The 22,454-nt window shown below is 73.4% G+C and carries 19 protein-coding genes; 10 read left to right on the top strand and 9 right to left on the bottom strand.

The genetic code is table 11. The annotated features are described in order from the left end of the window. Positions 1-17 precede the first annotated feature (17 nt). Together AC1MBW_RS12990 and AC1MBW_RS12995 are read right to left on the bottom strand one after the other, a co-directional pair. Complete coding sequence (locus AC1MBW_RS12990) at positions 18-1,328, bottom strand: ABC transporter permease (protein ID WP_480024733.1); 1,311 nt, start codon at positions 1,326-1,328, stop codon at positions 18-20. Beyond that, the gene (locus AC1MBW_RS12995; RefSeq protein ID WP_480024734.1) at positions 1,325-2,020 is read right to left on the bottom strand and encodes an ABC transporter ATP-binding protein; all 696 of its coding nucleotides are present in this window, start codon (positions 2,018-2,020) and stop codon (positions 1,325-1,327) included. The genes AC1MBW_RS12990 and AC1MBW_RS12995 overlap by 4 nt, the downstream gene beginning before the upstream one ends. A 179-nt stretch (positions 2,021-2,199) precedes the next feature. Here AC1MBW_RS12995 and AC1MBW_RS13000 point away from each other — a divergent pair, with 179 nt between their 5' ends. After that, positions 2,200-3,435 carry a sensor histidine kinase gene (locus AC1MBW_RS13000; RefSeq protein ID WP_480024735.1) on the top strand — a complete coding sequence of 412 codons (1,236 nt, stop codon included), beginning with the start codon at positions 2,200-2,202 and terminating at the stop codon, positions 3,433-3,435. After that, positions 3,432-4,169, top strand: coding sequence for a response regulator (locus tag AC1MBW_RS13005; RefSeq protein ID WP_480024736.1), 738 nt, complete (start codon positions 3,432-3,434; stop codon positions 4,167-4,169). The genes AC1MBW_RS13000 and AC1MBW_RS13005 overlap by 4 nt, the downstream gene beginning before the upstream one ends. On the opposite strand, the gene AC1MBW_RS13010 is transcribed toward AC1MBW_RS13005, so the two are convergent. The 3 genes from AC1MBW_RS13010 to AC1MBW_RS13020 all read right to left on the bottom strand — a co-directional run bounded on the left by AC1MBW_RS13010 (position 4,136) and on the right by AC1MBW_RS13020 (position 6,789). Next, complete coding sequence (locus AC1MBW_RS13010) at positions 4,136-5,137, bottom strand: NAD(P)-dependent oxidoreductase (RefSeq protein WP_480024737.1); 1,002 nt, start codon at positions 5,135-5,137, stop codon at positions 4,136-4,138. The two genes, AC1MBW_RS13005 and AC1MBW_RS13010, sit on opposite strands and share 34 nt — an antisense overlap. A gap of 70 nt (positions 5,138-5,207) precedes the next feature. Beyond that, positions 5,208-5,828: an RraA family protein gene (locus tag AC1MBW_RS13015; protein WP_480024738.1), complete on the bottom strand. Its 621-nt coding sequence runs from the start codon at positions 5,826-5,828 to the stop codon at positions 5,208-5,210. Positions 5,829-5,919: 91 nt separating this feature from the next. Next, a complete protein-coding gene (locus AC1MBW_RS13020) occupies positions 5,920-6,789 on the bottom strand; it encodes an IclR family transcriptional regulator (RefSeq protein WP_480024739.1) in 870 nt (289 codons plus the stop codon). A 166-nt stretch (positions 6,790-6,955) separates the two neighbouring features. On the opposite strand from AC1MBW_RS13020, the gene AC1MBW_RS13025 reads away from it, so the two are divergent. Genes AC1MBW_RS13025 through AC1MBW_RS13045 form a run of 5 tightly spaced genes read left to right on the top strand, consistent with a single transcriptional unit; the run spans position 6,956 to position 12,225 of the window. Next, positions 6,956-7,960, top strand: coding sequence for a Bug family tripartite tricarboxylate transporter substrate binding protein (locus AC1MBW_RS13025; protein WP_480024740.1), 1,005 nt, complete (start codon positions 6,956-6,958; stop codon positions 7,958-7,960). Beyond that, positions 7,957-8,547, top strand: coding sequence for a tripartite tricarboxylate transporter TctB family protein (locus AC1MBW_RS13030; RefSeq protein ID WP_200908317.1), 591 nt, complete (start codon positions 7,957-7,959; stop codon positions 8,545-8,547). The genes AC1MBW_RS13025 and AC1MBW_RS13030 overlap by 4 nt, the downstream gene beginning before the upstream one ends. After that, positions 8,547-10,082, top strand: coding sequence for a tripartite tricarboxylate transporter permease (locus tag AC1MBW_RS13035; RefSeq protein WP_480024741.1), 1,536 nt, complete (start codon positions 8,547-8,549; stop codon positions 10,080-10,082). Before AC1MBW_RS13030 ends, AC1MBW_RS13035 begins: the two co-directional genes overlap by 1 nt. After that, on the top strand, positions 10,079-11,359 hold the full coding sequence (locus AC1MBW_RS13040; protein ID WP_480024742.1) for a CaiB/BaiF CoA transferase family protein: 1,281 nt from the start codon (positions 10,079-10,081) through the stop codon (positions 11,357-11,359). The genes AC1MBW_RS13035 and AC1MBW_RS13040 overlap by 4 nt, the downstream gene beginning before the upstream one ends. Further along, positions 11,356-12,225, top strand: a complete 870-nt coding sequence (locus AC1MBW_RS13045) for a citryl-CoA lyase (protein WP_235451091.1) — start codon at positions 11,356-11,358, stop codon at positions 12,223-12,225. Before AC1MBW_RS13040 ends, AC1MBW_RS13045 begins: the two co-directional genes overlap by 4 nt. Before the next feature lie 151 nt (positions 12,226-12,376). Here AC1MBW_RS13045 and AC1MBW_RS13050 read toward each other — a convergent pair whose 3' ends face one another. Genes AC1MBW_RS13050 through AC1MBW_RS13060 form a run of 3 tightly spaced genes read right to left on the bottom strand, consistent with a single transcriptional unit; the run spans position 12,377 to position 18,461 of the window. Then, the gene (locus tag AC1MBW_RS13050) at positions 12,377-15,841 is read right to left on the bottom strand and encodes an ATP-binding protein (RefSeq protein WP_480024743.1); all 3,465 of its coding nucleotides are present in this window, start codon (positions 15,839-15,841) and stop codon (positions 12,377-12,379) included. Beyond that, the gene (locus tag AC1MBW_RS13055) at positions 15,838-16,812 is read right to left on the bottom strand and encodes a DUF4194 domain-containing protein (protein ID WP_480024744.1); all 975 of its coding nucleotides are present in this window, start codon (positions 16,810-16,812) and stop codon (positions 15,838-15,840) included. Before AC1MBW_RS13055 ends, AC1MBW_RS13050 begins: the two co-directional genes overlap by 4 nt. After that, on the bottom strand, positions 16,809-18,461 hold the full coding sequence (locus AC1MBW_RS13060) for a DUF3375 family protein (protein ID WP_480024745.1): 1,653 nt from the start codon (positions 18,459-18,461) through the stop codon (positions 16,809-16,811). Before AC1MBW_RS13060 ends, AC1MBW_RS13055 begins: the two co-directional genes overlap by 4 nt. 123 nt (positions 18,462-18,584) lie before the next feature. On the opposite strand from AC1MBW_RS13060, the gene AC1MBW_RS13065 reads away from it, so the two are divergent. The 3 genes from AC1MBW_RS13065 to AC1MBW_RS13075 all read left to right on the top strand — a co-directional run bounded on the left by AC1MBW_RS13065 (position 18,585) and on the right by AC1MBW_RS13075 (position 21,964). Continuing rightward, on the top strand, positions 18,585-20,030 hold the full coding sequence (locus tag AC1MBW_RS13065; RefSeq protein WP_480024746.1) for a hypothetical protein: 1,446 nt from the start codon (positions 18,585-18,587) through the stop codon (positions 20,028-20,030). Positions 20,031-20,259: 229 nt separating this feature from the next. Further along, on the top strand, positions 20,260-20,925 hold the full coding sequence (locus AC1MBW_RS13070) for an alpha/beta hydrolase (RefSeq protein ID WP_480024747.1): 666 nt from the start codon (positions 20,260-20,262) through the stop codon (positions 20,923-20,925). A gap of 64 nt (positions 20,926-20,989) precedes the next feature. Continuing rightward, complete coding sequence (locus AC1MBW_RS13075; RefSeq protein WP_480024748.1) at positions 20,990-21,964, top strand: ATP-grasp domain-containing protein; 975 nt, start codon at positions 20,990-20,992, stop codon at positions 21,962-21,964. Here the strand turns inward: AC1MBW_RS13075 and AC1MBW_RS13080 are convergent. Beyond that, a complete protein-coding gene (locus tag AC1MBW_RS13080; protein WP_480024749.1) occupies positions 21,859-22,452 on the bottom strand; it encodes a very short patch repair endonuclease in 594 nt (197 codons plus the stop codon). The genes AC1MBW_RS13075 and AC1MBW_RS13080 overlap by 106 nt on opposite strands. Positions 22,453-22,454: the final 2 nt, after the last annotated feature.

The following is a 22,454-nucleotide window of genomic DNA, read 5'->3' on the forward strand; positions in this document are numbered from 1 at the left end:
CCCGCGCCTCCTCGTCCTCACTCGTAGCGGAGCGACTCCACCGGGTCGGCCTTGGCGGCGCGCGCGGCGGGCAGCGTGCCGGCCAGGAACGCGATCACCATCACCACGACGATGATCAGCGCGATCGACACCGGGTCGAACGCGATCAGCGTCAGCCCGGGCAGGTTCGACAGCAACGATCCGGCCAGGGCGGCACTGACCACGCTGCCCGCGATCATCGCGACCCCGACGCCGATCGCGCTGCCGAGGAACCCGATGAACGCCGCCTCGAGGCTGAACAGTCCGAACACCTTGCCGCTGCCCATGCCCATGGCCTTCATCAGGCCGATCTCGCGGGTGCGCTCCTGCACCGACATGAGCAACGTGTTGACGATGCCGAAGCTCGCCGCGAGCAGGGCGATGATCGCGAAGGCGTTGAGCACCAGCACGATGCCGTCGATCACCGTCGTGAAGGTGCCCAGCTGGTCGGCGACGGTGGTGCCGGTGTAGCCGGCGGCCGTCAGACGGTCCTTGAGGTCGGTGACCTGCTGGTCGGACGCGTCCGCGGCGAACCGCACCGTGGCCTGCGCGTATCGGTCGACCTGGTCGGCGGGCAGTCCGACGTTCTGCGCGTCGAACAGGGCCGTGCCGAGCGCCGCGTTCGGGGTGACCGACGCGCCGGCGGGCGACGCGATGCTCTCCTCCGCGACGCCGACGACGGTCGCGGTGACCGTGTGCTGCGTGCGCATGGCGTCGGTCACGGCGAGCGTGACGGGCTGACCGACGGCCGCCTCGTCGTCGCGGTACCCCAGCGGCTCGACGTAGGACGTGGGGATCGCCACCTGCAGGTCGGCGGCGTCGTCGTCGGGCTGGGCACCCGCCGTCAGGGTGAGCTGCTGCCCGGGGACGAGCGCGCTCGCCGACACGACGTACTTCGTGCCGCTCCCGCCCTCGACGTAGTCGGTCGAGAGCGACCGGGTCGGCTGCACGTCCAGCGCGCCATCGATGCCCTCGAGGGTCGTCACGTCGTCCGGGGTCAGGGCGACGACGGTCGACCCGGGGGCACCGAACCCGCCCGCGGCGACGGTGTCGGGGTCGTACTCGGTCGGCCCCGAGCCGCCCACGCTGAGACCCTGCGCGTCGTCGGAGGCCTTCGTGACCGTCATGGTGTCGGACGAGCCGACGGCCGAGACCGTGTCGTCGATGTAGGCGTTGATGCCGGTGCCCAGCCCGCTCGTCAGCGTCAGCGTGAACGCGCCGACGAAGATCGCCAGGATGGTCAGGATCGTGCGCGTCTTCGACCGGAACGTGTTCGAGACGGCGGTCGACAGCAGGTCGGTGGTCTTCATGCGGCCACCTCGGCCTCGTCGTCGACGATGAGCCCGTCGCGGATCACGATGCGCCGGTCGCAGCGCGCAGCGAGCTCCTCGTCGTGGGTCACCACGATCAGCGTGATGCCGTTCTCCCGGTTCAAGGAGAACAGGATGTCCTCGACGACCGCCCCGGTCGCCGTGTCGAGGTTGCCCGTCGGCTCGTCGGCGAAGATGATGCGCGGATCGTTCACCAACGCCCGCGCGATCACCGTGCGCTGCTTCTGGCCACCCGACAGGTTCAGGGCCTTGTTCTTCGCCTTGTCGGCGAGCTCGAGCTGCTCGAGGGCCGCCAGGCCGCGGCGACGGCGCTCGCCGCGGGGCACGCCCGCGATCTTCATCGGCAGCACGACGTTCTCGAGCACCGACGAGCTCGCCGTGAGGAAGAACTGCTGGAACACGAAGCCGAACGTCTTGTTGCGCGTCCGGTTCAGGCGCCCGCCCTTGAGCGTGCTCGTGTCGACGCCCTCGAGCTCGACGGTGCCGGTCGTCGGGGCGTCGAGCAGGGCGAGCACGTGCATCAAGGTCGACTTGCCCGAGCCGCTCTTGCCGACGATCGCCACGCTCTCGCCCTCGGCGATGTCGAAGCTCACCCCCTTGAGGGCCTCGAACCGGTTCGGGCCGCGCCCGTACGAACGGTGGACGTCTCGGACCGAGATGATCGGCGCCATGGTGCTCCTGTCGCTGACGGCCCGGTGTCTCCGGGGCCGAGACCCACACTCGCGGGCCGCGCCGCCCGGGGCGTCCCCCCACCGCGGACACCTGCCCGACCGCCCGTACCGCGACCGCGGTACGCGACGTCGGGCCACAGGGGGACTCGGCCGCCGGCGTTCCAGGGCACGATGGGGTCATGACGACGACGGACGGCAGGAGGCGCGAGCCGGCCTACCCGCGACCTCGCGTCCCCTGGTGGCTGGGCGACACGCTCGCCGGGGTGCTCGTCGTCGGTGCGGCCTTCGCCCCCTTCCCCGTCGCGGAGTTCCGACCGACCGGCGGACTGGCCGTCGCCGTCGTCCTCGCCCCCGTCGTCCTGCTGCCGTTGCGGCGCCGCCGTCCGATCCCGGTGCTCGCCGCCGTCGTCGGGCTCTTCGGCCTCGGCACCCTGCTCGGCACGCTCGCACCCGGCGTCGTGCTCGCCACCGGAATCGCCGTCTTCGCCGTCGCCGCACGCACCCCGCGGCGCCGCACCATCGTCGTGACGGTCGGCACCGCCCTGGCCGTCCTGCTGCTCGGTCTCCTGGCGGTGGGCGGACGCGTCGTCGACCTGCCCGTGGTCCAGTTCACCCTGCTCATCGCCTTCGCGGCCGCCGCGGGCGACGCCAGCCGCTCGCGGCGCGAGTACATCGAGGCCGTCACCGAGCGCGCCGAACGGGCCGAGCGCACCCGCGAGGCCGAGGCCTCGCGCCGGGTGGCCGAGGAGCGGCTGCGCATCGCCCGCGACCTGCACGACGCCGTCGCCCACCAGATCTCGGTGATCAGCCTCAACGCCGGGGTCGCGTCGTCGGCGATCGAGACGCGACCCGAGAAGGCCGTGACGGCCCTCGCGACCATCCGCCGCGCCTCCCGGACCGTCCTCGGCGAGATCGGCGACCTGCTCGAGGTGCTGCGCGCCGGGGACTCGGACCGCGCCCCGTCGCCCCAGCCGGGACTCGCGCGACTCGACGAGCTCGTCGCCGGGTTCGCGGACGCCGGCCTCGTCGTGGGCACCCGGGTCGAGGGGCCGCTCGCCTCGGTCACGGGCGCGGCCGACCTCGTCGCGTACCGGGTCGTGCAAGAGGGGCTGACCAATGCCAGCAAGCACGGCGCCGAGCACCGCGCGCACGTGTTGATCGTGGTCGACGAGCACGAGGTGTCGGTCGTCGTGACGAACCCCGTGCCGGTGGTGCGGGCCGAGCCCGACCCGGACGACGTGCGGGGTGGGCACGGCCTGCTCGGGCTGCGCGAACGCGTCGCCTCGGTGCGCGGGGTGGTCGAGACCGGGCCCACGCCGGGCGGATTCCGGCTGGCGGCCGTGTTGCCGGTGTCGCGTGCGGCCAACTCGACCGGCTCGTCCGGCTCTCCCGGCGGGGACGGGACCGTCTCGTGACCACCGTGCTCGTCGTCGACGACCAGCCGTTGATCCGTCAGGCCGTGGCCGACATCCTCGACGGCGAGGCCGGGGTCGAGGTCGTGGGCGACGCCGTGAACGGCCGGGAGGCGGTCCTGCGCGCCTCGGCCCTGCGGCCGGACGTGGTCGTGATGGACATCCGCATGCCCGAGCTCGACGGCATCGGCGCGACGGCCGCGATCTGCGCCGACCCGTCGCTCGCCGGGACGAAAGTGTTGATCCTCACGACGTTCGAAGAGGACGAGTACCTCGTCGCCGCCCTGCGCGCCGGGGCGAGCGGCTTCATCGGCAAGGGAGCGGAGCCCGACGAGATCGTCCGGGCGGTCCGCGCCGTGCACGCGGGGGAGTCGCTGCTGTCGCCGGTCGCGACGCGCAGTCTGATCGAGAAGTACGTGCTGCCGGGTGGTGGCCGCGACGGTGCCGGCACGGGTGGTGGCGGCGGATCGGGTTCGGCCTCGGGGGAGTCGTCGTCGGGGGCTGCACCGTCGCAGGCCGTGCCACCCGAGCTCGCGCACCTGACCGACCGCGAGCGCGAGGTGTTGGTGCTCGTCGCGCGGGGTCGCGCGAACGCCGAGATCGCCACCGACCTGGTCATCTCACCGCACACCGCGAAGACCCACGTCAACCGCATCATGACCAAGCTCGACGCCCACGACCGGGCGCAGCTGGTCATCCTCGCCTACGAGACGGGGTTGCTCGCGCCGGGATCCTGACCGGGGGCGCACAGCACGTGGCGGAGGTGCTCGGCGGCCTCGTGCCCGACGCGGGCCATGGCCTCGCGGGTCTGGCCTCCGACGTGCGGGGTGAGCACGACGTCGGATCGGCCGCGCAGGGGGTGGTCGGCGGGCAACGGCTCGACCGTGGTGACGTCGAGACCGGCCCCTGCGAGGTGACCGGCGTCGAGCGAGGCGACCAGCGCCTCCTCGTCCACGACGCCGCCGCGCGAGGTGTTGACGACCACCGCGCCCGGGCGCAACAGGGCGAGCTCGCGCGCACCGATCAGGCCGACGGTGGTGGGCGTCAGGGGCACGTGGACGCTCAGTGCGTCCGACGCCGCGAGCAGGGCGTCGAGGTCGGCGGGCTCGGCTCCGGCCGCTCGGACGGCGTCGTCCGAGAGGTGCGGGTCGTGGGCGACGACGCGCATGCCGAGGCCGTCGCGGGCCGCGTCGGCCACGAGCCGCGCGATCCGCCCGAAGCCGAGCAGCCCGAGCGTCGCGCCGTGCAGTTCGCGACCCACGAAGGAGGCGCGGGTCGGCACGGTCCCGGAGCCGTCGGCACCCGGGTCCCCGGCCTCCGAGCCCCTGGCGTGCGAGTCACCGGCCCCGGCGCCTCCGCCGCCCGACCACGCCGCCCCGAGTCCGCGCCTGGTCACCATCAGCAACGTCACGGCGAGCTCGGCGACCGACCGGCTGTTCGCGGCGGGGGTCGTGGTGACGGTGATGCCGAGCTCGGCCGCGCTGTCGACGTCGACCGTGTCGAGGCCGACGCCGTGCCGGGCGACGATGCGGAGCCGCGGTGCCTCGCGCATCCTCGCCCCGTCGACCCGGGCCGTGCGCAGCAGCACCCCCTCGACCTCGGCCGCGACGTCGGACCAGCCCGCGGCACGGTCACCCCAGCCGAGCCGCACGTCGGCCCAGGCGCGCAGCGACGCGACCACGTCGTCGTCGATCGGCCGCGGCACCCAGACGACGGGCGCGCGGCCCGCCGGGTCCGTCGACCTTCTCGGGCCCCCTGAGCCCGTCGACCCCGCGTCAGTCACGCGGCACCAGCTTCCGGTTCGCCGCCCGACGGTCGCCTTCTCCGCGTAGCAGTTCGTGCGTCGCGGCCACGACCTCGTCGACCCGGGCGGACGGCACGACCGCCACCCCGTCGTCGTCCCCGAGCACCCAGTCACCCGGCGACACCGGCACGCCGCCGACCGCGATCGTCTCGCCGGTGCGGAACGGCCCGGTCTTCCAGGGCCCCGCCGGCGTCACGGACCGCGCGAACACCGGCACGCCGACGCGCTCCAGCTCGACCACGTCGCGGGCGGCGGCGTCGAGCACGATGCCACCGACGCCGAGCGCCCTGGCCTTCTCGGCCACCAGCTCGCCGATCAGGGCGCGGGTCTCGTCACCGCCACCGTTCACCACGAGGATCTCGCCCCGACGGATGAGCTCGAACGCGGCGTGCAGGCCGGCGTTGTCTCCCGGCCGGGTCCACACGGTGAACGCCGGGCCCGACAGGGCGGCACCACGCCAGAGCGGGCGGATGCCGTCCGCGACCCCGAAGCGTTCCATGGCGTCCGAGACGGTGGCGACGGGCAGCTCGCCGGGGGCGGGCAGCACCGGTCGGAGGGGCCGCGAGGCCGGGGAGGTCGAGGTGGTGCTCATGGTGCTCCTGTCGTTCGGGGGTGCGTGGTCTCTCGGTCGGTGGCGGTGGCGGTGGCGGTGGCGGTGGCGGTGCGGGTGCGGGTGCGATCGGTCAGTCGAGCGCGGGCGGCAGCCCGGTGCGCGCGAGGTCCGAGGAGGCGCGGCGCAGCTCGTCCGTGAACCGCGGGACCGCCTCGTCGGTGAAGCGACTCGTCGGCCCGCCCAGGGCGAGGGCGACGGGTCGGCCCGGCGGGCGTCCCGGGACGAGGACGGCGACGCCCGAGTTGCCCGGCTCGCGCGTGCCGTGCGACACCGACCAGCCGTCGCGGCGGGCCTGCTCGACCCGTGCCCGCACGGCGTCGCGGTCGACGGGCAGCACCGGCGCCGGGGAGAACGGCGTGGTCGGGCTCGAGCCGCCCGTGGCCGGGCCCGCCGTGGCGTCGACGTCGTCGAGGGTGGCGTCGAGCGCCTCGGCGGGCTCGCCGCTCAGCAGCACGGCCCCCGCGGCGCCGATCCACAACGGCAGCTCGTCGCCCACCTGGACGACGTGACGGAGGCTGTGCGGGCTGGGCGACTGCGCCACGACGACGCGGGCCACGCCGCTGCGGACGTAGAGGCTGACGGTCTCGCCCGTCGCCTCCGCGAGAGCGGCCATGCGGTCGGCGGTGGCCGCGGGCACGGCCCAGGCACGGGCCGCGAAGGCCCCCCAGTGGATCATCCGCGTTCCCACGCCGACCCGCCCGTCGGGCCCGTGCTGCAACATGCCCTCGGCGACGAGGGTGTCCACCAGGCGCAGGACGGTCGTGCGGGGCAGGCCCGAGGCGCGCACGAGTTCGGAGAGGGTCTGCGTGCTGCGTTCGGGGGTGAACGCCTGCAGGACGGCCAGGGCCCTGCTGACGGCGCGGACGCCACTCGCGTCGCCGCGGCCCGCGACCGCAGGGGTCGGTGTCGCGGGGGGCGGTGTCGCCTCAGCTGGTGTCATCGGGTCGACCTCTCGCCGGGGAAGCGCGGGGCCCGGGTGGGGCCGCCCTTGCGGGGACTTCCACGGCGAAGCTACCATCAGGCGGACGCAGACATCCACCACGTGGACACCCTGAGGGGTGGAACGCCGGTGTCAACCGCTGCAACCATCACAAGGGAGTGATCGTGTGGGCAATCTGATCGTCAGGAACAGGCGCAAGGTCGTCACGGGGGCCGTCGGCATCGTCGCGACCGCGGTGCTCGTCGGCTTCGCGGCCGTCGACGCCGGCGACGGCACGGCGGGTGCCGACCCCCGGGCCAAGTTGACGATGATGGCGCCCGCGGCGCCCGGCGGCGGGTGGGACCTCGCGGCCCGCGAGGCGCAGCAGGCTCTCCGCGCGGCGTCGATCGTCAACAACGTGCAGGTGGTCAACGTGCCCGGCGCCGGCGGCACCATCGGCCTGAGCCAGTTCGTCGGCCTGGGCGCCGACCCCACGAACCTCATGATGACCGGCACGGTCATGGAGGGGGCGATCACGGTCAACGGGTCGGACGTCGACCTCTCGGACACGACGCCCATCGCCAAGCTGGCCGAGGACTACGAGGTCTTCATCGTCCCCGCGGACTCGCCCTACGAGACGATCGACGACTTCGTCGCGGCGTGGAGCGAGGCCCCGCAGAGCCACCCGATCGGCGGCGGCGGGCTCGGCGGGACCGACCACCTGCTCGCCGGACTGTTCGCCCGCGAGGTCGGCGTCGACCCCGGTGAGATCAACTACGTCTCGTACGCGGGTGGTGGCGAGGTGCTGACCGCCCTGCTCTCGGGCACGGTCGAGATCGGCGTCAGCGGCTACAACGAGTTCAGCGACCAGATCGAGGCCGGCAACCTGCGGGCCCTCGCGCTCTCGGCCGAGGAACCCGTCGACGGCATCGACGCCCCGACCTTCATCGAGCAGGGCATCGACGTGCACCTGCCGAACTGGCGCGGTCTCGTGGCCCCGAAGGACATCACCGACGCCGAGCGCGACGAACTCGTCGCGATCATCGACGAGATGGTCACCTCCGACGAGTGGCAGGACACCCTGAGGCGCAACTCCTGGGCCCCGGCGGTGGTCACCGGAGAGGACTTCGCCGACTTCATCGCCGAGGACCAGGCCCGCGTGAACACGATCATCGAGGAGTTGGGCCTGTGAGCGGCGTCATCCGGACCGTCTCGGTCACGCGCCGGGCCGTCGTCGTCGCGGACGGGTTCTGGCGCCGACGCACGGGCCTGATCGTGCCCGGGCTCATGCTGGTCATCGGGCTGGCCCTCGTGGTCGGCACGGTGACGATGCGCGTGCCCGACACCGCCACCTCGCCCGGGCCCCAGGTCTTCCCGGCGATCGTGGCGGCCCTCGTGCTGATCGTGGCCGTGTTGCTCGCGATCGACGTGCTGCGCAAGCCCGAGGCCGCCACGGTCGAGATCGCCCAGCCCGCCGCCCCCGGCGACGTGGACGACCTCGACCTCGACGGCGAACCCGTCGAGCGACGCCCGACCAGCAACCACCGGGCCCTGCTCGGTGCCCTCGGCACGGTGGTGGTGTTCATCGCCGCCCTCACGCCGCTCGGCTGGTTGCTCGCGGGAGCCGTGCTGTTCTGGGGCATCGCCAGGTCGCTCGGCAGTCGGCGTCCGGTCTTCGACATCTTCCTGGCACTGGCGATCTCGTCGATCGTTCAGCTCGCCTTCTCGGCCGGACTCGGCCTCAACCTGCCTCCCGGCATCCTCGAGGGGATCTTCTGATGGAATCGCTCGCCAACCTCGGGGAAGGGTTCCTCACCGTCCTGACCCCGATCAACATGCTCTGGGTGCTGATCGGGGCCGTGCTCGGCACGGCCGTCGGCGTCCTGCCCGGCCTCGGCTCGGCCATGGCCGTCGCCCTCCTGCTGCCCGTGACCTTCTCGCTCGACCCGATCGGCGCCTTCATCATGTTCGCCGGCGTGCTCTTCGGCGGGCTGTTCGGTGACTCGATCTCGGGCATCCTGATGAACACGCCGGGCAACAGCACGGCCATCGCCGGCACGATCGAGGGCCACAAGATGGCCACGAGCGGCCGGGCCGCCCAGGCCCTCGCGACCTCGGCGATCGGTGCCTTCATCGGCGGCATCATCGCGTCGGTGCTGGTCGTGTTCTTCGCCCCACGGCTCGCCGAGCTCGCGACGCTGTTCGGCCCGGCCGAGTACCTCGCCCTGGCGGTGTTCGCCTTCGTGGCGATCTCGGCCGTCGTCACCGAGTCGGTGCTGCGCGGCCTCGCCGCCCTCGGCATCGGCCTGGCGATCTCGGTCGTCGGCATCGACGGCATCTCGGGCGCCTCGCGCTTCACGGCCGGCGTGCCCGAGCTGTTCGACGGCATCGACATCGTCGTGATCACCGTCGGCCTGCTGGCGCTCGGCGAGGTCTTCAGCGTCGCGGCGAAGCGCGGCACCCCCGACGAGACGGCCCTCGTGCCCTCCCGCGGTCGACTCTGGCTGTCCCGCCGTGAGTTCCGCCTGGCGGCGCCCGCCTGGCTGCGCGGCACGGCGATCGGCATCCCCTTCGGCATCATCCCGGTGGGCGGCGCCGAGGTGCCGACCTTCCTCGCGTACGGCACCGAGCGCCGACTCGACGCCCGCCGCGAGGACTCGATGTTCGGCCGCGGTGCCATCCAGGGCGTCGCCGGCCCCGAGGCCGCCGGCAACGCCACGGCCGGCACGGCGATGGGCGCGCTGCTCGCGCTCGGACTGCCGACCTCCGCCACGGCGGCGATCCTGCTCGCCGCGTTCCGCCAGTACGGCCTGCAGCCCGGGCCCCTGCTGTTCGAGCGTGCCCCCGACCTCGTCTGGGCACTGCTCGCCAGCTTCTTCGTCGGCATGGTCGTGCTGCTGATCCTCAACCTGCCGTTCGCCCCGCTCTGGGCCAAGCTGCTCAAGGTGCCGCGCCACTACCTCTACGCGGGCATCTCGGTCTTCGCGATGCTCGGCGTCTACGCGACGAGCGCGAAGATCCTCGACCTCGTGCTCGTCACGGTGATCGGGCTGATCGGGTTCCTCATGCGCCGCTACGGACTGCCGGTCGCACCGATGCTCATCGCGATCATCCTCGGCCCGCTCGCCGAGACCGAGTTCCGGCGGGCGATGGCCGTCAGCGAGAGCGACCCGGCCATCCTCGTGTCGAGCCCGATCTCTGTGACCCTCTACGTCGTGCTCCTGCTCGCCGTCGCCGGCGCCGCCTTCCAGAAGATCCGCAGCCGGAGGACCGTCGCCCAGGCGATCGCCGACCGCCAGAGAGAGACCGTGTGACCCAGCCCCACCACCCCACCCCGGCCCATGACCCCGGCCCGCCCCACGAGCCGGCCGAGGCCCACGACCGGCCCCGACCGCTCGACGGCGTCCGCGTCCTCGACATGACCAACGTCCTCGCCGGCCCCTACGCGGCGTACCAGCTCGCCCTGCTCGGCGCCGACGTGATCAAGGTCGAGACGCCGCACGGGGGCGACCTCGCCCGCCAACTGGGGGCGTCCGCAGAACTGAACCAGCGCCTCCTCGGCATCTCGTTCCTGGCGCAGAACGCGCAGAAGCGGTCGCTGACGGTCGACCTGAAGAAGCCGGGCGGGGTCGAGGTGCTGCGGCGGGCGGTGGCCGAGGCCGACGTGCTGCTCGAGAACTTCCGGCCCGGGGTGCTCGAACGGCTCGGCTTCGGCTGGGACGTGCTCCGGGGGATCAACCCGCGGCTCGTCTACGCGGCGATCTCGGGGTTCGGGCAGACCGGCCCGCTGCGCGGCAAGCCCGCGTACGACCAGATCATCCAGGGCAGCTCGGGCATGATGAGCGTCACCGGCACGCCCGAGACGGCTCCGCTGCGGGCCGGTTACCCGATCGCCGACACGCTCGGTGGGCTGGCGGCGGCGTTCGCGATCTCGTCGGCGCTGCTCGGTCGCGAGCGGACCGGGGTGGGCTCGGTCGTCGACGTGTCCATGCTCGAGACCGCGGCGACCGCCATGGGCTGGGTCGTCTCGAACCACCTCGTCGCCGGCACCGAGCCGCGGCCGCTCGGCAACGACAACGGCACGGCGGCCCCCTCGGGCACGTTCGCGACCGGTGACGGAGCCCTCAACATCGCGGCCAACAAGCAGGAGCAGTTCGAGTCGCTCTGCGCCCTGATCGGTCGTGCCGACCTCGCCGTCGACGCCCGGTTCGCCGCCCGCGAGGACCGCAAGACCCACCGCGCCGCGCTCACCCACGAGATCGAGGCGGCGCTGGCCACGCGCGGTGCCGCCGAGTGGGAGGCGCTGCTCAGCGACGCCGGCGTGCCCGCCGCGGCGGTGCTGACCGTGGCCGAGATGCTCGACAGCCCGCAGGTGCGCGACCGCGAACTCGTGCACGAGCTGCCCTTCCCGGGCGGTGCGGAGGGCGACGACCCGTTGCGGGTGATGGGGCACGGCATCCGTGTCGACGGCGTGCCCGGGGCGCCGACCCTGCCGCCGCCGTTGCTCGGGCAGCACACCGACGAGATCCTCGCCGAGCTCGGCTTCGACGCCGACGAGATCCACGACCTCAGGGAAGGAGGCGCGGTGTGAGCGCCGACGACAGAGCCGACCTCGAGGCCCGCCTCGCCGCGGCCCAGGCCGAGATCGCCCGGCTCGAGGCGAAGACCGCCTCGACCACCGCCTGGTGGTCGACCGGCATCACCAAGATCGAGCCCGGCGTCATCGAGCTACGCGGCTACCCCGTACAGCAGCTGATCGGCAACCTCGGCTTCGTCGAGACCGTCTGGCTGATGACGCGTGGCGAACGGCCCGAGCCGGCGCAGGCCGCGCTGCTCGAGGCCGCTCTCGTCGCGAGCGTCGACCACGGCCCGCAGGCGCCGTCGATCGCCAGCGCGCGCATGGCGATCACCTGCGGGGTCGGCCTCAACTCGGCCGTCGCGAACGGCGTCAACGTGCTGGGCGACACCCACGGAGGCGCGGGTCAGCAGTGCGTCCAGCTGCTGAACCGTCTGGTCGCCTCGCACCGCGACACCGGTGCACCGCTCGACGCCCTGGCCGCCGCCGAGGTCGCGGCCCACAAGGCCCGGGGCGAGTTCGTGCCCGGGTTCGGACACCGCTTCCACCCGCGCGACCCGCGCCGCGACCCGCTGCTGGCGCTCGTCGAGCGCGCACGCGACGAGGGCGTGGTCGAGGGGCGTCACCTCGACGCGGCCCTCGCCGTCGAGGGCGTGCTGGCGTCCCGCAACGTGCCGATGAACATCGACGGGGTGTCGGCCGTGGTCTACGGCGAGCTCGGCATCGAACCCGAACTGGCACGAGGGCTGTTCGTGCTCTCGCGGTCGGTGGGCATCCTCGCCCACGCCTGGGAGGAGCGCGGCTCGGGCCAGCGCATCAAGGGTCCGCTGCCCAAGGGCTTCCTGGCCGACTACACGGGCCCGGCCACCCGCGACCTCTGAGTCCCGGCCGCCGTTCGATCGGCCGCGCCGGTGAGGCCCGCTCCGGGAACCGGGCGAGTTCGTCGGACACGGGCCGTCTCGGACGCCCGTGTCCGCCGAACTGGTCCGGAAGGTCGAACCCGCCCGGAAGCCCGGGTGAGTCGACCGCGGGTCAGGCGAGCGCGGCCGGGTCGAGGCCGTGCTGCTCGACCTGGATCGCCTGGCGGATCGTCAGCGGGTAGATGCGCGACAGCTCGGGGTTCGACGGGTCGCTCGAGATGTACGCCACGCTCTCGACGTGCTGCTCGAACGCGTTGACCTTGTCGCGCGGCGCGCCCACCACGAGCTGGAAGCCCAGCGAGGTCAGCGCCGCCAGGGCCCGGCCGGTGTACTCGGCGTCGGCCTTGACGAAACCCTCGTCCAGCACGATCGGCGCGTAGGTCGGCACCCGGTCGGTGCCGTCGCCCAGCCGGAACCGCAGGGCCGCCCCGAGCACGAACGCAATGAGTTCCTGCCCCTCGCCGCCCGACTTGCCGGCGACGCCCTCGTGCACGATCTGCGTCCCGTCGGCCCGGGTCTCGATCGCGCGGAACTGGTAGTGCTCGCGGGCGTCCAGCACCCGACGGCGCCAGGCGTCGCCGACCTTCGACTTCTCCTCGAGGTGGGCGAGGTCGCGGCGGAGCCTCAGGAACCGGCGCTCGACCTCGGACGCGTCCCGCGCCTCCGGGGACTGCGCCTGCGAGGACCGTCCGTCCGATGACCGTGCCTCGGACGTGCCGTCGGCCCCGCCGGTGTGCTCGCGCAGGGTGCGCTTGAACTCGAGCAGGTCGCCGTTCGACACCGGCCGCGGCTCGATGTCGAGCGTCGAGCCCTGGCGGAACTCGATCGACCGCAACGCCTGCGAGATCGGACGGACGCCGCGGCGGATGACGTGGCCGTCCTCCTCGATCTGGACGAGGAGCGCCCGGAGGCTGTCGCCCACGTCGCTGCCGGCCTTCTCGAGCCACCGCTGCTTCGCGTGCGGCAGGTCGTCCTCGACGAGCTGCCGGTGGATCGCCCTGACCGACGGCAGGCTCTCGATCGTCGCGTCGATGCCCGCGGTGCGGTCGAGCTCGAGGTAGCGCTCGAAGACGACGACGAGCGTCGACTCGGCGTTCGCCCGGTCGCGGTCGTGCGCGTCGACCTGGGCCCGCAGCTGCGACGCGGCATCCCGGTGGAGCCGGGCGACGTCGGTCGCCTCGCGCGGTGCGGCGAACGGCAGCGGGGCGAGCAGCGCCCGCTCGTCGTCGGTCAGCGGCTCGGCGTCGGCGGCGTCCGCGAACTCGTCCTCGATGTCGACGAGTGTCGCGTGCTTCTCGTCCAGCTGCGCGAGCACCTGATCGATCTCGGCCAGGCGGCGCGTCGCGGCGGAGCGGTCGTCGTCGTGCTGCGTCGCCTCGGCCTGCAAAGTCGCGAGCTCGGGACGCTCGACCGCGATGCGGTCGAGTTGGGCGCGCAGGTCGTCGAGTCGCGTCTGCGCGGGGGCGGTGTCGAGCTCGTCCCAGGTGAACTCCTTCGCCCGGGCGACGGCGTCGGCGACACGACGGCGGTCGGCCGCCTCGGCCTCGATCGCGTCGTACTCGCCGCGGACCCGGGCCAGCACGGCCTCGAGGTCGACGATCTCGTCGCCGAGCTCGGCGATGCGCGCGGCGTTGTCGAGGCCGATCCACGAGCGGGTCGACCGGTCGTCCTTGATCACGCGGTCGCGCGACCCGGTGCGGAGGCCCCGTCGGGTGACGGCACCGCGGGTGCCGGCCGGACGCGGGTCGTCGAGGTCGTCGGGACCCTCGACGCAGAGCACGCTGCGGTCGGCGACGAGTTCGTCGTGCAGCCAGCCGCGGAAGGGGCTGGCGGGGTCGAGGCGCACCATCGCGGGCACGGTGTGGTCGACGGGCGAGAGCGTCGGCTCGGCCCCGGCGGTCGCCGGCACGAGCGTGACGCGTCCGCGCACGTCGTTCTCGTCCACCCAGCGGCGCACGGCGTCGAAGTGCGAGCGGTCGACGAGGAGGTGCGTGGCGAGATCGCCGAGCACCCGCTCGATCGCGACGGCCCACCCGGTGTGCTCGGGCGCGACCTCGAACAGCTCGCCGGCGTAGGGCAGGCTCGACACCGGCACGCCCGCCCCCTCGGCGATGCGGCGACGTCGCTCGATCGCGTCGTCGGGCACGTTGCTGCGGCGTTGCTCGAACGACCGCTTCTGCTTCTCGAGGGCGGCGAGGGCGCGCTTCGTCTCGCCGATGCGGGCGGCGAGGTCGCTGCGGGCGTCGGCGGTCGCGGCGCGGGCCGCGACGTCGTCGGCCGCGAGGCGGTCGGCGCGCTGACCGAGGGCGACGAGTTGCTCGTCGTTCCGGGGGAGGGACTCGCCGGTCCCCTCCAGGGCGGCGGCGAGCCGGCCGCGGGTGCGCTCGACGGCGGCGAGCTCGGCCTCGGCGGCGGCCACGTGCTCGCGGAGCGACTGCGTGGGATCGCCCCCGAGCTCGCTGATCCGCGCCAGGGCCTGTTCGCGGGACCGGAACGCGAGCTGCTCGTCCGCCTGCGCGCGCCTCCGGCGTTCGCCCTGCTCGCGCTTCTCGGTCGTGACGCGGTCGACCTCGCCGCTGACCCAGCTGCCGACGCGTTCGGCCAGCCAGACGCGCAGGCGGCTGGGCCCGTCGGCGTCCGCGAGGAGGCGGCGCTTGGCCGATCCGTCGCGGCCGGCGAGCTCGTAGCGGTCGGCGAGCGTCGGCACGCCCTCGAGCACGTCGAGCTTCTTGCGGGTCGTCTCGAACACGTCGTAGAGGGCGGACGCCTCGCGGTAGGTGGCGAGCGTGGTCTCCCACCGGCTGAGCGCCTGCGGCTGGACGAGCACGAACTGCTTGAAGAGGTCGTCGATCGAGAACACGCCCTTGGACGCCTGCGCCCGCCGCAGCAGGGTCAGGGCCTTGAGCTGCGACTCGTCGCTGCCGCCGATGCCGAGCTGACCGCAGAGCTGCACCCGCAGCTCGGGCTGCGACGAGGTCGCGAGATCGTGGGCGGGGTCGAGCAGCCGGGCGAGCGAGCCGCGGGTCAGCGGGTTCTGGCTCGTGCCCTCGCGGGTCACCTCGGACAGGCGGCTGAGGTCGAAGCGGCCCTGCACGAGCAGGTAGACGCTCGCCTGGGTGACGTCGTCCTGGCTCGCGGTGTCCTCGCCGATCCAGGCGACACGGACGGCCGTGACGGTCTGACCGAGCTCGGTCGACCACGTGATCGCGGCACCGCTCGGGAACGCCTGTCCGAGCGGTCGCAGGAACCGCGTCGTCGTCCGGTCGGAGGCGGCGTCGCGGACCTCGTCGGTCTTGCCGCGTGCGTAGCTGTAGACCGTGCGCTCGGACCGCTGGCGGCTGTCGTCGCGGGCGGCCCGGTTGAACTCTTGCGGGTTGGGCATGATGACCGCGGCCATCGCGTCGAGCACGGTCGACTTGCCGCGGCCGGTGGGACCGAGGATGGCGATGCCGCCGCGCCCCACGGGCATGCGGTGCAGGCCGGCGTAGCTGCCCCAGTTGAGCAGCTGCACCTGCTCGATGCGGTACTGGCCCGAGTGGAACATGCCGAGGTCGGGCGAGGTGTCGGCGATGCTCATGCCTGGGGTGCTTCCGGGTCGGTGTCGGTGTCGGTGTCTGTGTGCGTGTCGTCGTCGTGCGGGGGCTCGAGGTCGAGGTCGAGCGGGACGGCGGTCGGATCGGGGACGGTCTCGGGAGCGTCGTCGTCGGCCGGGACGGCGGAGTCGTCGTCGTCGACGGGGTCGGCTTCGACCTCCGGTTCGACCGTGTCGTCGGTCTCGGTGTCGGTGTCGGTGTCGGCCGGACTGTCGGCCTCGCCCTCGCCGGTCGCGTCGCCCTCGACCCCCGCCGCCTCGAGGTACACCCGCTCGAGGTGCGCCAGCCGGTCGGCGGTCATCAGCGGCACGATCGCGGGCGAGACGACGAACAGCTCGGGGTCGTCGGGCTCGGCCGTGAGCAGGTCGCGGGCGACGAGCGCGGCGATCGCGGCGTCGACCCGGCGACGGGCCCGCACCTCGTCGGAGCCCGAGTCGTCGTGGTACCGCCCGAGGAACTCCGCGACGGCGTCCTTCGAGATGACGACCGCCTCGTCGAGGCCATCGGTGAAGGCGTGCTCGCGGCGGGCGAAGACCATCAGCAGCGAGGCGTCCCGCGACAGGGGCTTCTCGCGGCGCAGCAGCACGGGCACGTCGTCCTCGCCGTTCTGCCGCTTGAAGGCGACCTCGTGGTCGTGGTCGACGACGAGCACCAGGAACAACTCCTCGAGCCGCGCCCGGATCTCGGGCTCGTGGGCGAGCAGGCCGGCCCAGGCCTCCTGCTGCCGGGCGCGCGACACGAACCGGTGGGTCAGCAGCGTGACCAGGGCCTTGCGTCCGGCCAGCGGCAGCGCGTCCGGAACGCCGGCCGCCCCGTCGTCGTCGGCGTCGCCGTCGTCGAAGGCATCGCGGGAGGCGCGCGCCGACTCGTCGACGGAGGGAGCGGTCGCCTCGGCGAAGGAGGCGCGGGTCGCCTCGTCGACGCCGGTCTCGTCCGAGGGGGCTGCGGGGCTCATGCGGGGTCCTTCGTGGAGGTCGTGCTGGTCGTGAGGTCGGTGGCGGCGGCGGCGGGTGCGGCGTCGGGCGGCCCCGCGGGGTCGCGTCGGAAGACGAGGCGGGGCAGCGTGACCTGCCGGCCCGGGCCTCCTGGGTCCGCGTCCGACGACGCGCCGGGGCCGGTGGGATCGCCGGCGAGCTCGACGGTCTCGGTGTCGTCGCCGACGACGCCGCGCTCGAGCGCCAGGTCGAGCATGCTGAGGACGAGCCCGAGACGGCGGAACTCGGGCTCGGTGGCGCGGTAGACGTCGGCGCTCGTGACCTCGTCGTGGTCGGCGAGCAGCCGGTCGATCGTCGCCGAGACGGCCACCGTGCTCGTGCCCGAGGTGAGGCGGAGTGCGGCCCGGTCGGCCTCGGGCAGGGTCGCGTCGCCGATCGTCACCTGCACGTCGACCGTCGGGCGTGCGCGGTCGGTGTGCAGCTGCACCTGGCTGACGTCGCGGACGTCGAGCGCCCCGAGGCCCAGTCCGTCGCCGTGCTCGATCGGCAGCATGGCGTGGCCCGGCCGGCGCTCGGCCCAGACGCCGCCCGCGTGCAGTGCCCGGTCGGCGAGGGTGAGCAGGCGCTGCTGCTGGTCGGAGCCCGACCGGCTGAGGAAGCGCCGCAGCGAGGACGTCCAGCGCCCGTAGGTCTCTTGCACGCTCTGCTCTTCGGCGAGCAGCGACGAGATGAGCGACTCGAGCTGCGCACGCTGCCGCTCGGTGAGCTGTGCCGCGGCGTCGGGTTGCGCGAGGACCTTCTCGATGTCGGCCCGCATCACGTCGATCCCGCGCGACGACAGCATCTGGGCGAAGCCGCGGTAGGCGCGCCCCTCGGGGGTCTGCTCGAGCAGGTCGTTGTCGCGCAGGTACTGGTCGACGAGGGCGCCCTTGCCGACGTCTTCGGACGACGCCCGGCGCGCGACCTCGCGGTGTCGCTGCTCGACCATGGCGCCGAGCTGCCGGAAGTCCTCGGGCAGCGACGCGGTCAGACGGACCACTTCGCGGACCTGTCGGCGCAGCACGTCGGGAGCGGTGGGTTCGGTGCCGTGCCGCTCGATCTCGGCCTTGCGGCGCTCGAGCTCGGCGATCTGCTCGTCGAGGCGCGCGAGCTGCGACTCGCGACTGGGGTCGGCGAGGCCGGCGAGCTGTCCGACGGCGTGGGCGATGCTGCCGAGGCGGGCTTCGCTGACGGCGTTGTCGCGCTCGACGAGGTCGCGCACGAGACGCAGCGCCTTGAGCGCGTGCGGCGACAGGCGGTACTCGGCGCGGGCGTCCGGTCCGGAGGCGCGGGTGCGGACGAGCCAGCGGCTCTCGACCCAGCTGCGGCAGTACTCGGCCGGGGTGGTCTTCGGGTCGGTGGCGGCCTGCTCGGGTGCCCCCGGCTCGGATGCCGCCTGCTCGGATGCCGCCTGCTCGGCGGCGTTCTGCTCGAGGGCGTCGGCGACCTGCCGGTGGAACCAGTCGGCCGACACCGGACCCTCGGCGTGCTCGAGGTGGCGGGAGAACAGCGGCAGCATCCACCGGGCGTTGTAGCCGCGGAGCAGGGCCCAGGTGGGGTCGTCTTCGTACGCCGCGCGCACGTCGTCGCGGCTCAGGGCGTCGTCGTGCCCCGACGGGTGGTTCTCCAAGCAAGACCTCCGGCAATCGTCGGACGACGATACCAACTGGCGAGGGTCCGCCCGGCGACGGTGTCGCTCGTCGCCCGCAGCGGCCACGATGGGGGGATGGGGATCAGGTCGAGGCGGGGCGTCGTGGCGACCGTCGTCGTGGCCGTCCTGGCGCTCGGCGCCGGGTGCGCGAGCTCCCAGGACCTGCTCGCCCGGTTCGAGTCCCGCATGGAGGGTGTCGACGGCGTCGTCGAGATCGAGACCGCAGGGACCGACTACCCTTTCGGCAGCGCGGTCGCCCAGGCGACGGTCGTGGTCGAGGACGATCTCGGCGACGACGACCTCGCGGCCGTCGCCGAGCACATCAGGCCGTTCGTGGCCCGCAACGTCGGCGACTCCTCCGGCTGGCGGTTCGTGGACGTCCGGCGAGGTGCCGTCTCGTTCGAGGTGCTCGCCGACGAGGGCGACACGGCGGCACAGCTCGATCTCGCCCGTCGCGTCGCGGACGACCCGGTCTTCGCCGAGGTGTCCCTCACCACGCACGCGTTCGGCGAGGGCCGGGCGATCGGAACCGACTCGCCTCGGCAGGGATTCGGGATCACGGTGGTCCCCTCGGATTCGTCGGACGTCGTCTCGGCCTGGCAGCGGGCACGCTCCCTGCGGGACGCCGCGGCTCAGCTGACCGACGTCGACGTGACGGCCTGGAGCCCGGACTCCCGCCGGTTCGTCACCGAGAACGTCAGTGGGTTCCCCTCGGTCCTCGACGACCCCGCGACGTCCGACGTCGTCCTCGACGCCGCCGACCAGGGGCGTCTGCTCGATGCCGTCGGGGCCACCGACCTCGGGCCCGGGCGGGTCGACGTCCTGCCGGAAGGCATCAGGGTCGATCTCGACACACCGACCGTCACGGGGTACCACTCGCCGGACGAGGTGGCGGAGGCGTCCCCGCGAGCCGCCCGGATCGCCGGCGTCCTCGTCGCGATGTCGGAGGTGCCCGGCACGTCGATCGGCTTCGTCGACTCCCCGGACGAACGGCGGGAGCTCGACGGCGACCTGTCCGCCGCGGAGTCGTTGGTCGACGTCGTGGCGCCCGGCACGGTCACCTACTCGGCGATCAGTGCCCGGTCGGTCGAGGTACGGACGTCGGGGCTCGAGGGCGTCGTGCCCGCGATGCAGGCCATCGGTGGCTCCGCGGCCGTGTCCGGGATGGACGAGATCCACGTCTCGTCGGACGGCACCGACCGCCGCGGTCTCTCGTTCTCGGGTCGGCCCGAGGCTCTAGCGGTGCTCGCGTCCGTCACGGGCGCGATCGTGGCCGCGCCCCGTATCGAGGGCATGGCCGTGACAGTCACGGAGGGCCGAGTCGGCATCGAGCTCGGCGACACCGTCACCGACGCCGCCCTGGCGGACGTCGTCGGCGCGGTTCGGACGGCACCGGCCGGGACCGTCGTGACGTTCCGGCGGGACGTCCGAGGGGCGGCCGACCTCGCCACCGAGACGGTCGGCCAGGGGGCGACGAGCGACTGCTCGGCGCTCGACACCGACGATCGACTTCTGTGCGAGATCGTCGCCTCCGCCTGGGGCGGGTGATCACCGGACGACGAGGGTCCTCACCTCGTCACGCCCTGTCGAGAGGGCCGTCGAGCGCTGATCCTGAGATCGCCCTCACCACGTCCGTCGCGAGACACGGCGTCACCATCCGTCACGAAACGTCACGTCGTTCGCATGGCCCGAGCCCCCGGGCAGAAGATGACGGGACGCGGGGTCGCCGCTCGCCGACGCTCCGCACCGATCCGTCGTCGAGCGCAGGGGAGTCGTCGTGACCAGCAGGAACACCCCTCCGACCCCGACCGTCGACGTGCGCGGCACCGTGGTCGTCCTGCTCGGGGCGGGCGAGCGAGCGGACGACTTCGCGAGGCTCACCGACCGTCTCGTCTTCGACGGGTACCGGGTCGAGCTGTTCGACGACGTCTCCACCGACGTCCGCGCCGTGCGGGCGGGCGTCGAGCGGCTCGTGCGCGACCGGGCCCTGCCGAGACCCGTCGTGCTGCTGGGCTCCGACGTCGGGGCGACCCTCGCGGCGTCCGTCGCGGCCGACTCGGTCGCGGCCGTGGACGCGGTCGTGCTGACCGGCGTGCTCACCCCGGCCTCGCGACGAGGGCTCGGGCCCGGCCGACGGGACGACCGGACCCGGAGGGCGCTGCCGACGGGGTTGTCCCTGCCTGCGGCACGGTCGGTGGTGCAGCCCACCCTGGTCTTCCACGGCGACGGGGACCGGGTCACCGAGGTCGCGGACGCCGTCGCCTGGGCGGCCCAGCTGCCGCGGGGTTCGGTCCGCCTCGTCGGTCAGGGTGGGCACGACGTGCTGCGGGGCCCCGGCCACCGCACGGTGACGGCCTCGATCGTGCTCTTCCTGGAACGGCAGCGCAGTGACGACCCCGTGCTCGTCGACGCGTTCGCGGCGCGTACGCCCCGGCCGACGTGACCCGACGTGTCCGCGTGTGTCGGCCGGGCTGGCACCCCGGGCCCGAACGGTGCACGATCGGACGATGACCTCGCCGAGCGACCACGCCGACCCGACACCCGTCGTGCACGTGCTGCACGACAACGCCGAGTGGCTACCGCCGCTCGTCACCGCGCTCGACGCCGCGGGGGTGCCCCACCGCGAGCACCTGCTCGACGGGACGTCCTTCGACCTCGCGTCCGCGCCTCCTGAGGGGGTGTTCTGGTCGCGGCTGAGCGGCTCGGCTCACACACGCGGCCGGGGGACCGCCAAGGAGGTCGCCCGGGCGACCCTGCGCTGGGCGGAACGGCACGGGCGCCGGACCGTCAACGGCAGCGGTGTCGTCGAACTCGAGGTGAGCAAGGTGGCGCAGTACCTGGCGCTGGCATCCGCCGGCTTCGACGTGCCCGCGACGACCGCCGTGTTCGGCACCGCCGACCTCAAGGCCCGGGCCCGCGAGCAGACGCTGCCGTTCATCACGAAGCACAACCAGGGCGGCAAGGGCCTCGGGGTGCGCCGCTTCGACGACCTCGACTCGTTCGACGCGTACGTCGACGGGCCCGACTTCGAGGTGCCGGTCGACGGGATCACCCTGCTGCAGGAGTTCCTGCAGGCCGAGGAGCCCTTCACCACCCGCGTCGAGTTCGTCGGCGGTCGGTTCGTCTACGCGGTGCGGGTCGACACCTCGGCCGGCAGCTTCGAACTGTGCCCCGCCGACGCGTGCGTCGTGCCCGACGGCGCCGACCCGGCCATGTTCGCCCCGTTCGCGGTCCGCCCGTCGGTGACCGCCGAGCACCCGCTCGTCCGACGGCTCGAGGCCTTCGTCGCCGAGCACGGCATCGAGGTCGCCGGCATCGAGTTCATCGAGACCGTCGACGGTCGGTTCGTCCCGTACGACGTCAACACGAACACCAACTACAACCCCGACGTGGAGCGGTCGTCGTCGGTGTCGGCCGCTGCGACGCTCGCCGCGTGGCTGGGCGAGGTGCTGGCGGCCGAGTACGCCGCGACGCCCGCCTGAGTGTCTCGATCCGGGCCGTGCTCGACGCCTCGTCGGCGACGCGCTGCGAGCAATTCGGACTCGACCCTCCGCACCGCGTCGTCGAGCGTGTCGTGCTCCCAGATGCGGACCACGGTCCAGCCGTCCCTCTCCAACCGAGAGGTCGCGGCTTGGTCTCGTCGTCGGTTCCCGAGGAGTTTGTCGAGCCAGTAGTCCCCGTTGCGCCGGGGAAGGTGCGCGTGCGCCTCGCAATAGTGCCAGAAACAGCCGTCGACGAACACCGCCACCCGGAGTCGAGGGAAGGCCAGATCGGGTCGGCACCGGGTTCCCTCGACGGTCCGGTCGACGAAGAATCGCCAACCCCTGGCGTGGAGCGCCCTCCTCAAGGCGAGTTCCGGCGCGGTGTCTCGGCGGGCGATCCTGCTCATCCGTTCGCGGGTGGTGTCGTCGCACTCGAACGCGTCAATCGTCCCTGAGCGGAGTGAGGTCGTCGTCGAGCTGGTGCTCATCG

The sequence above is a fragment of the Frigoribacterium sp. AP1 genome, from assembly GCF_056680555.1.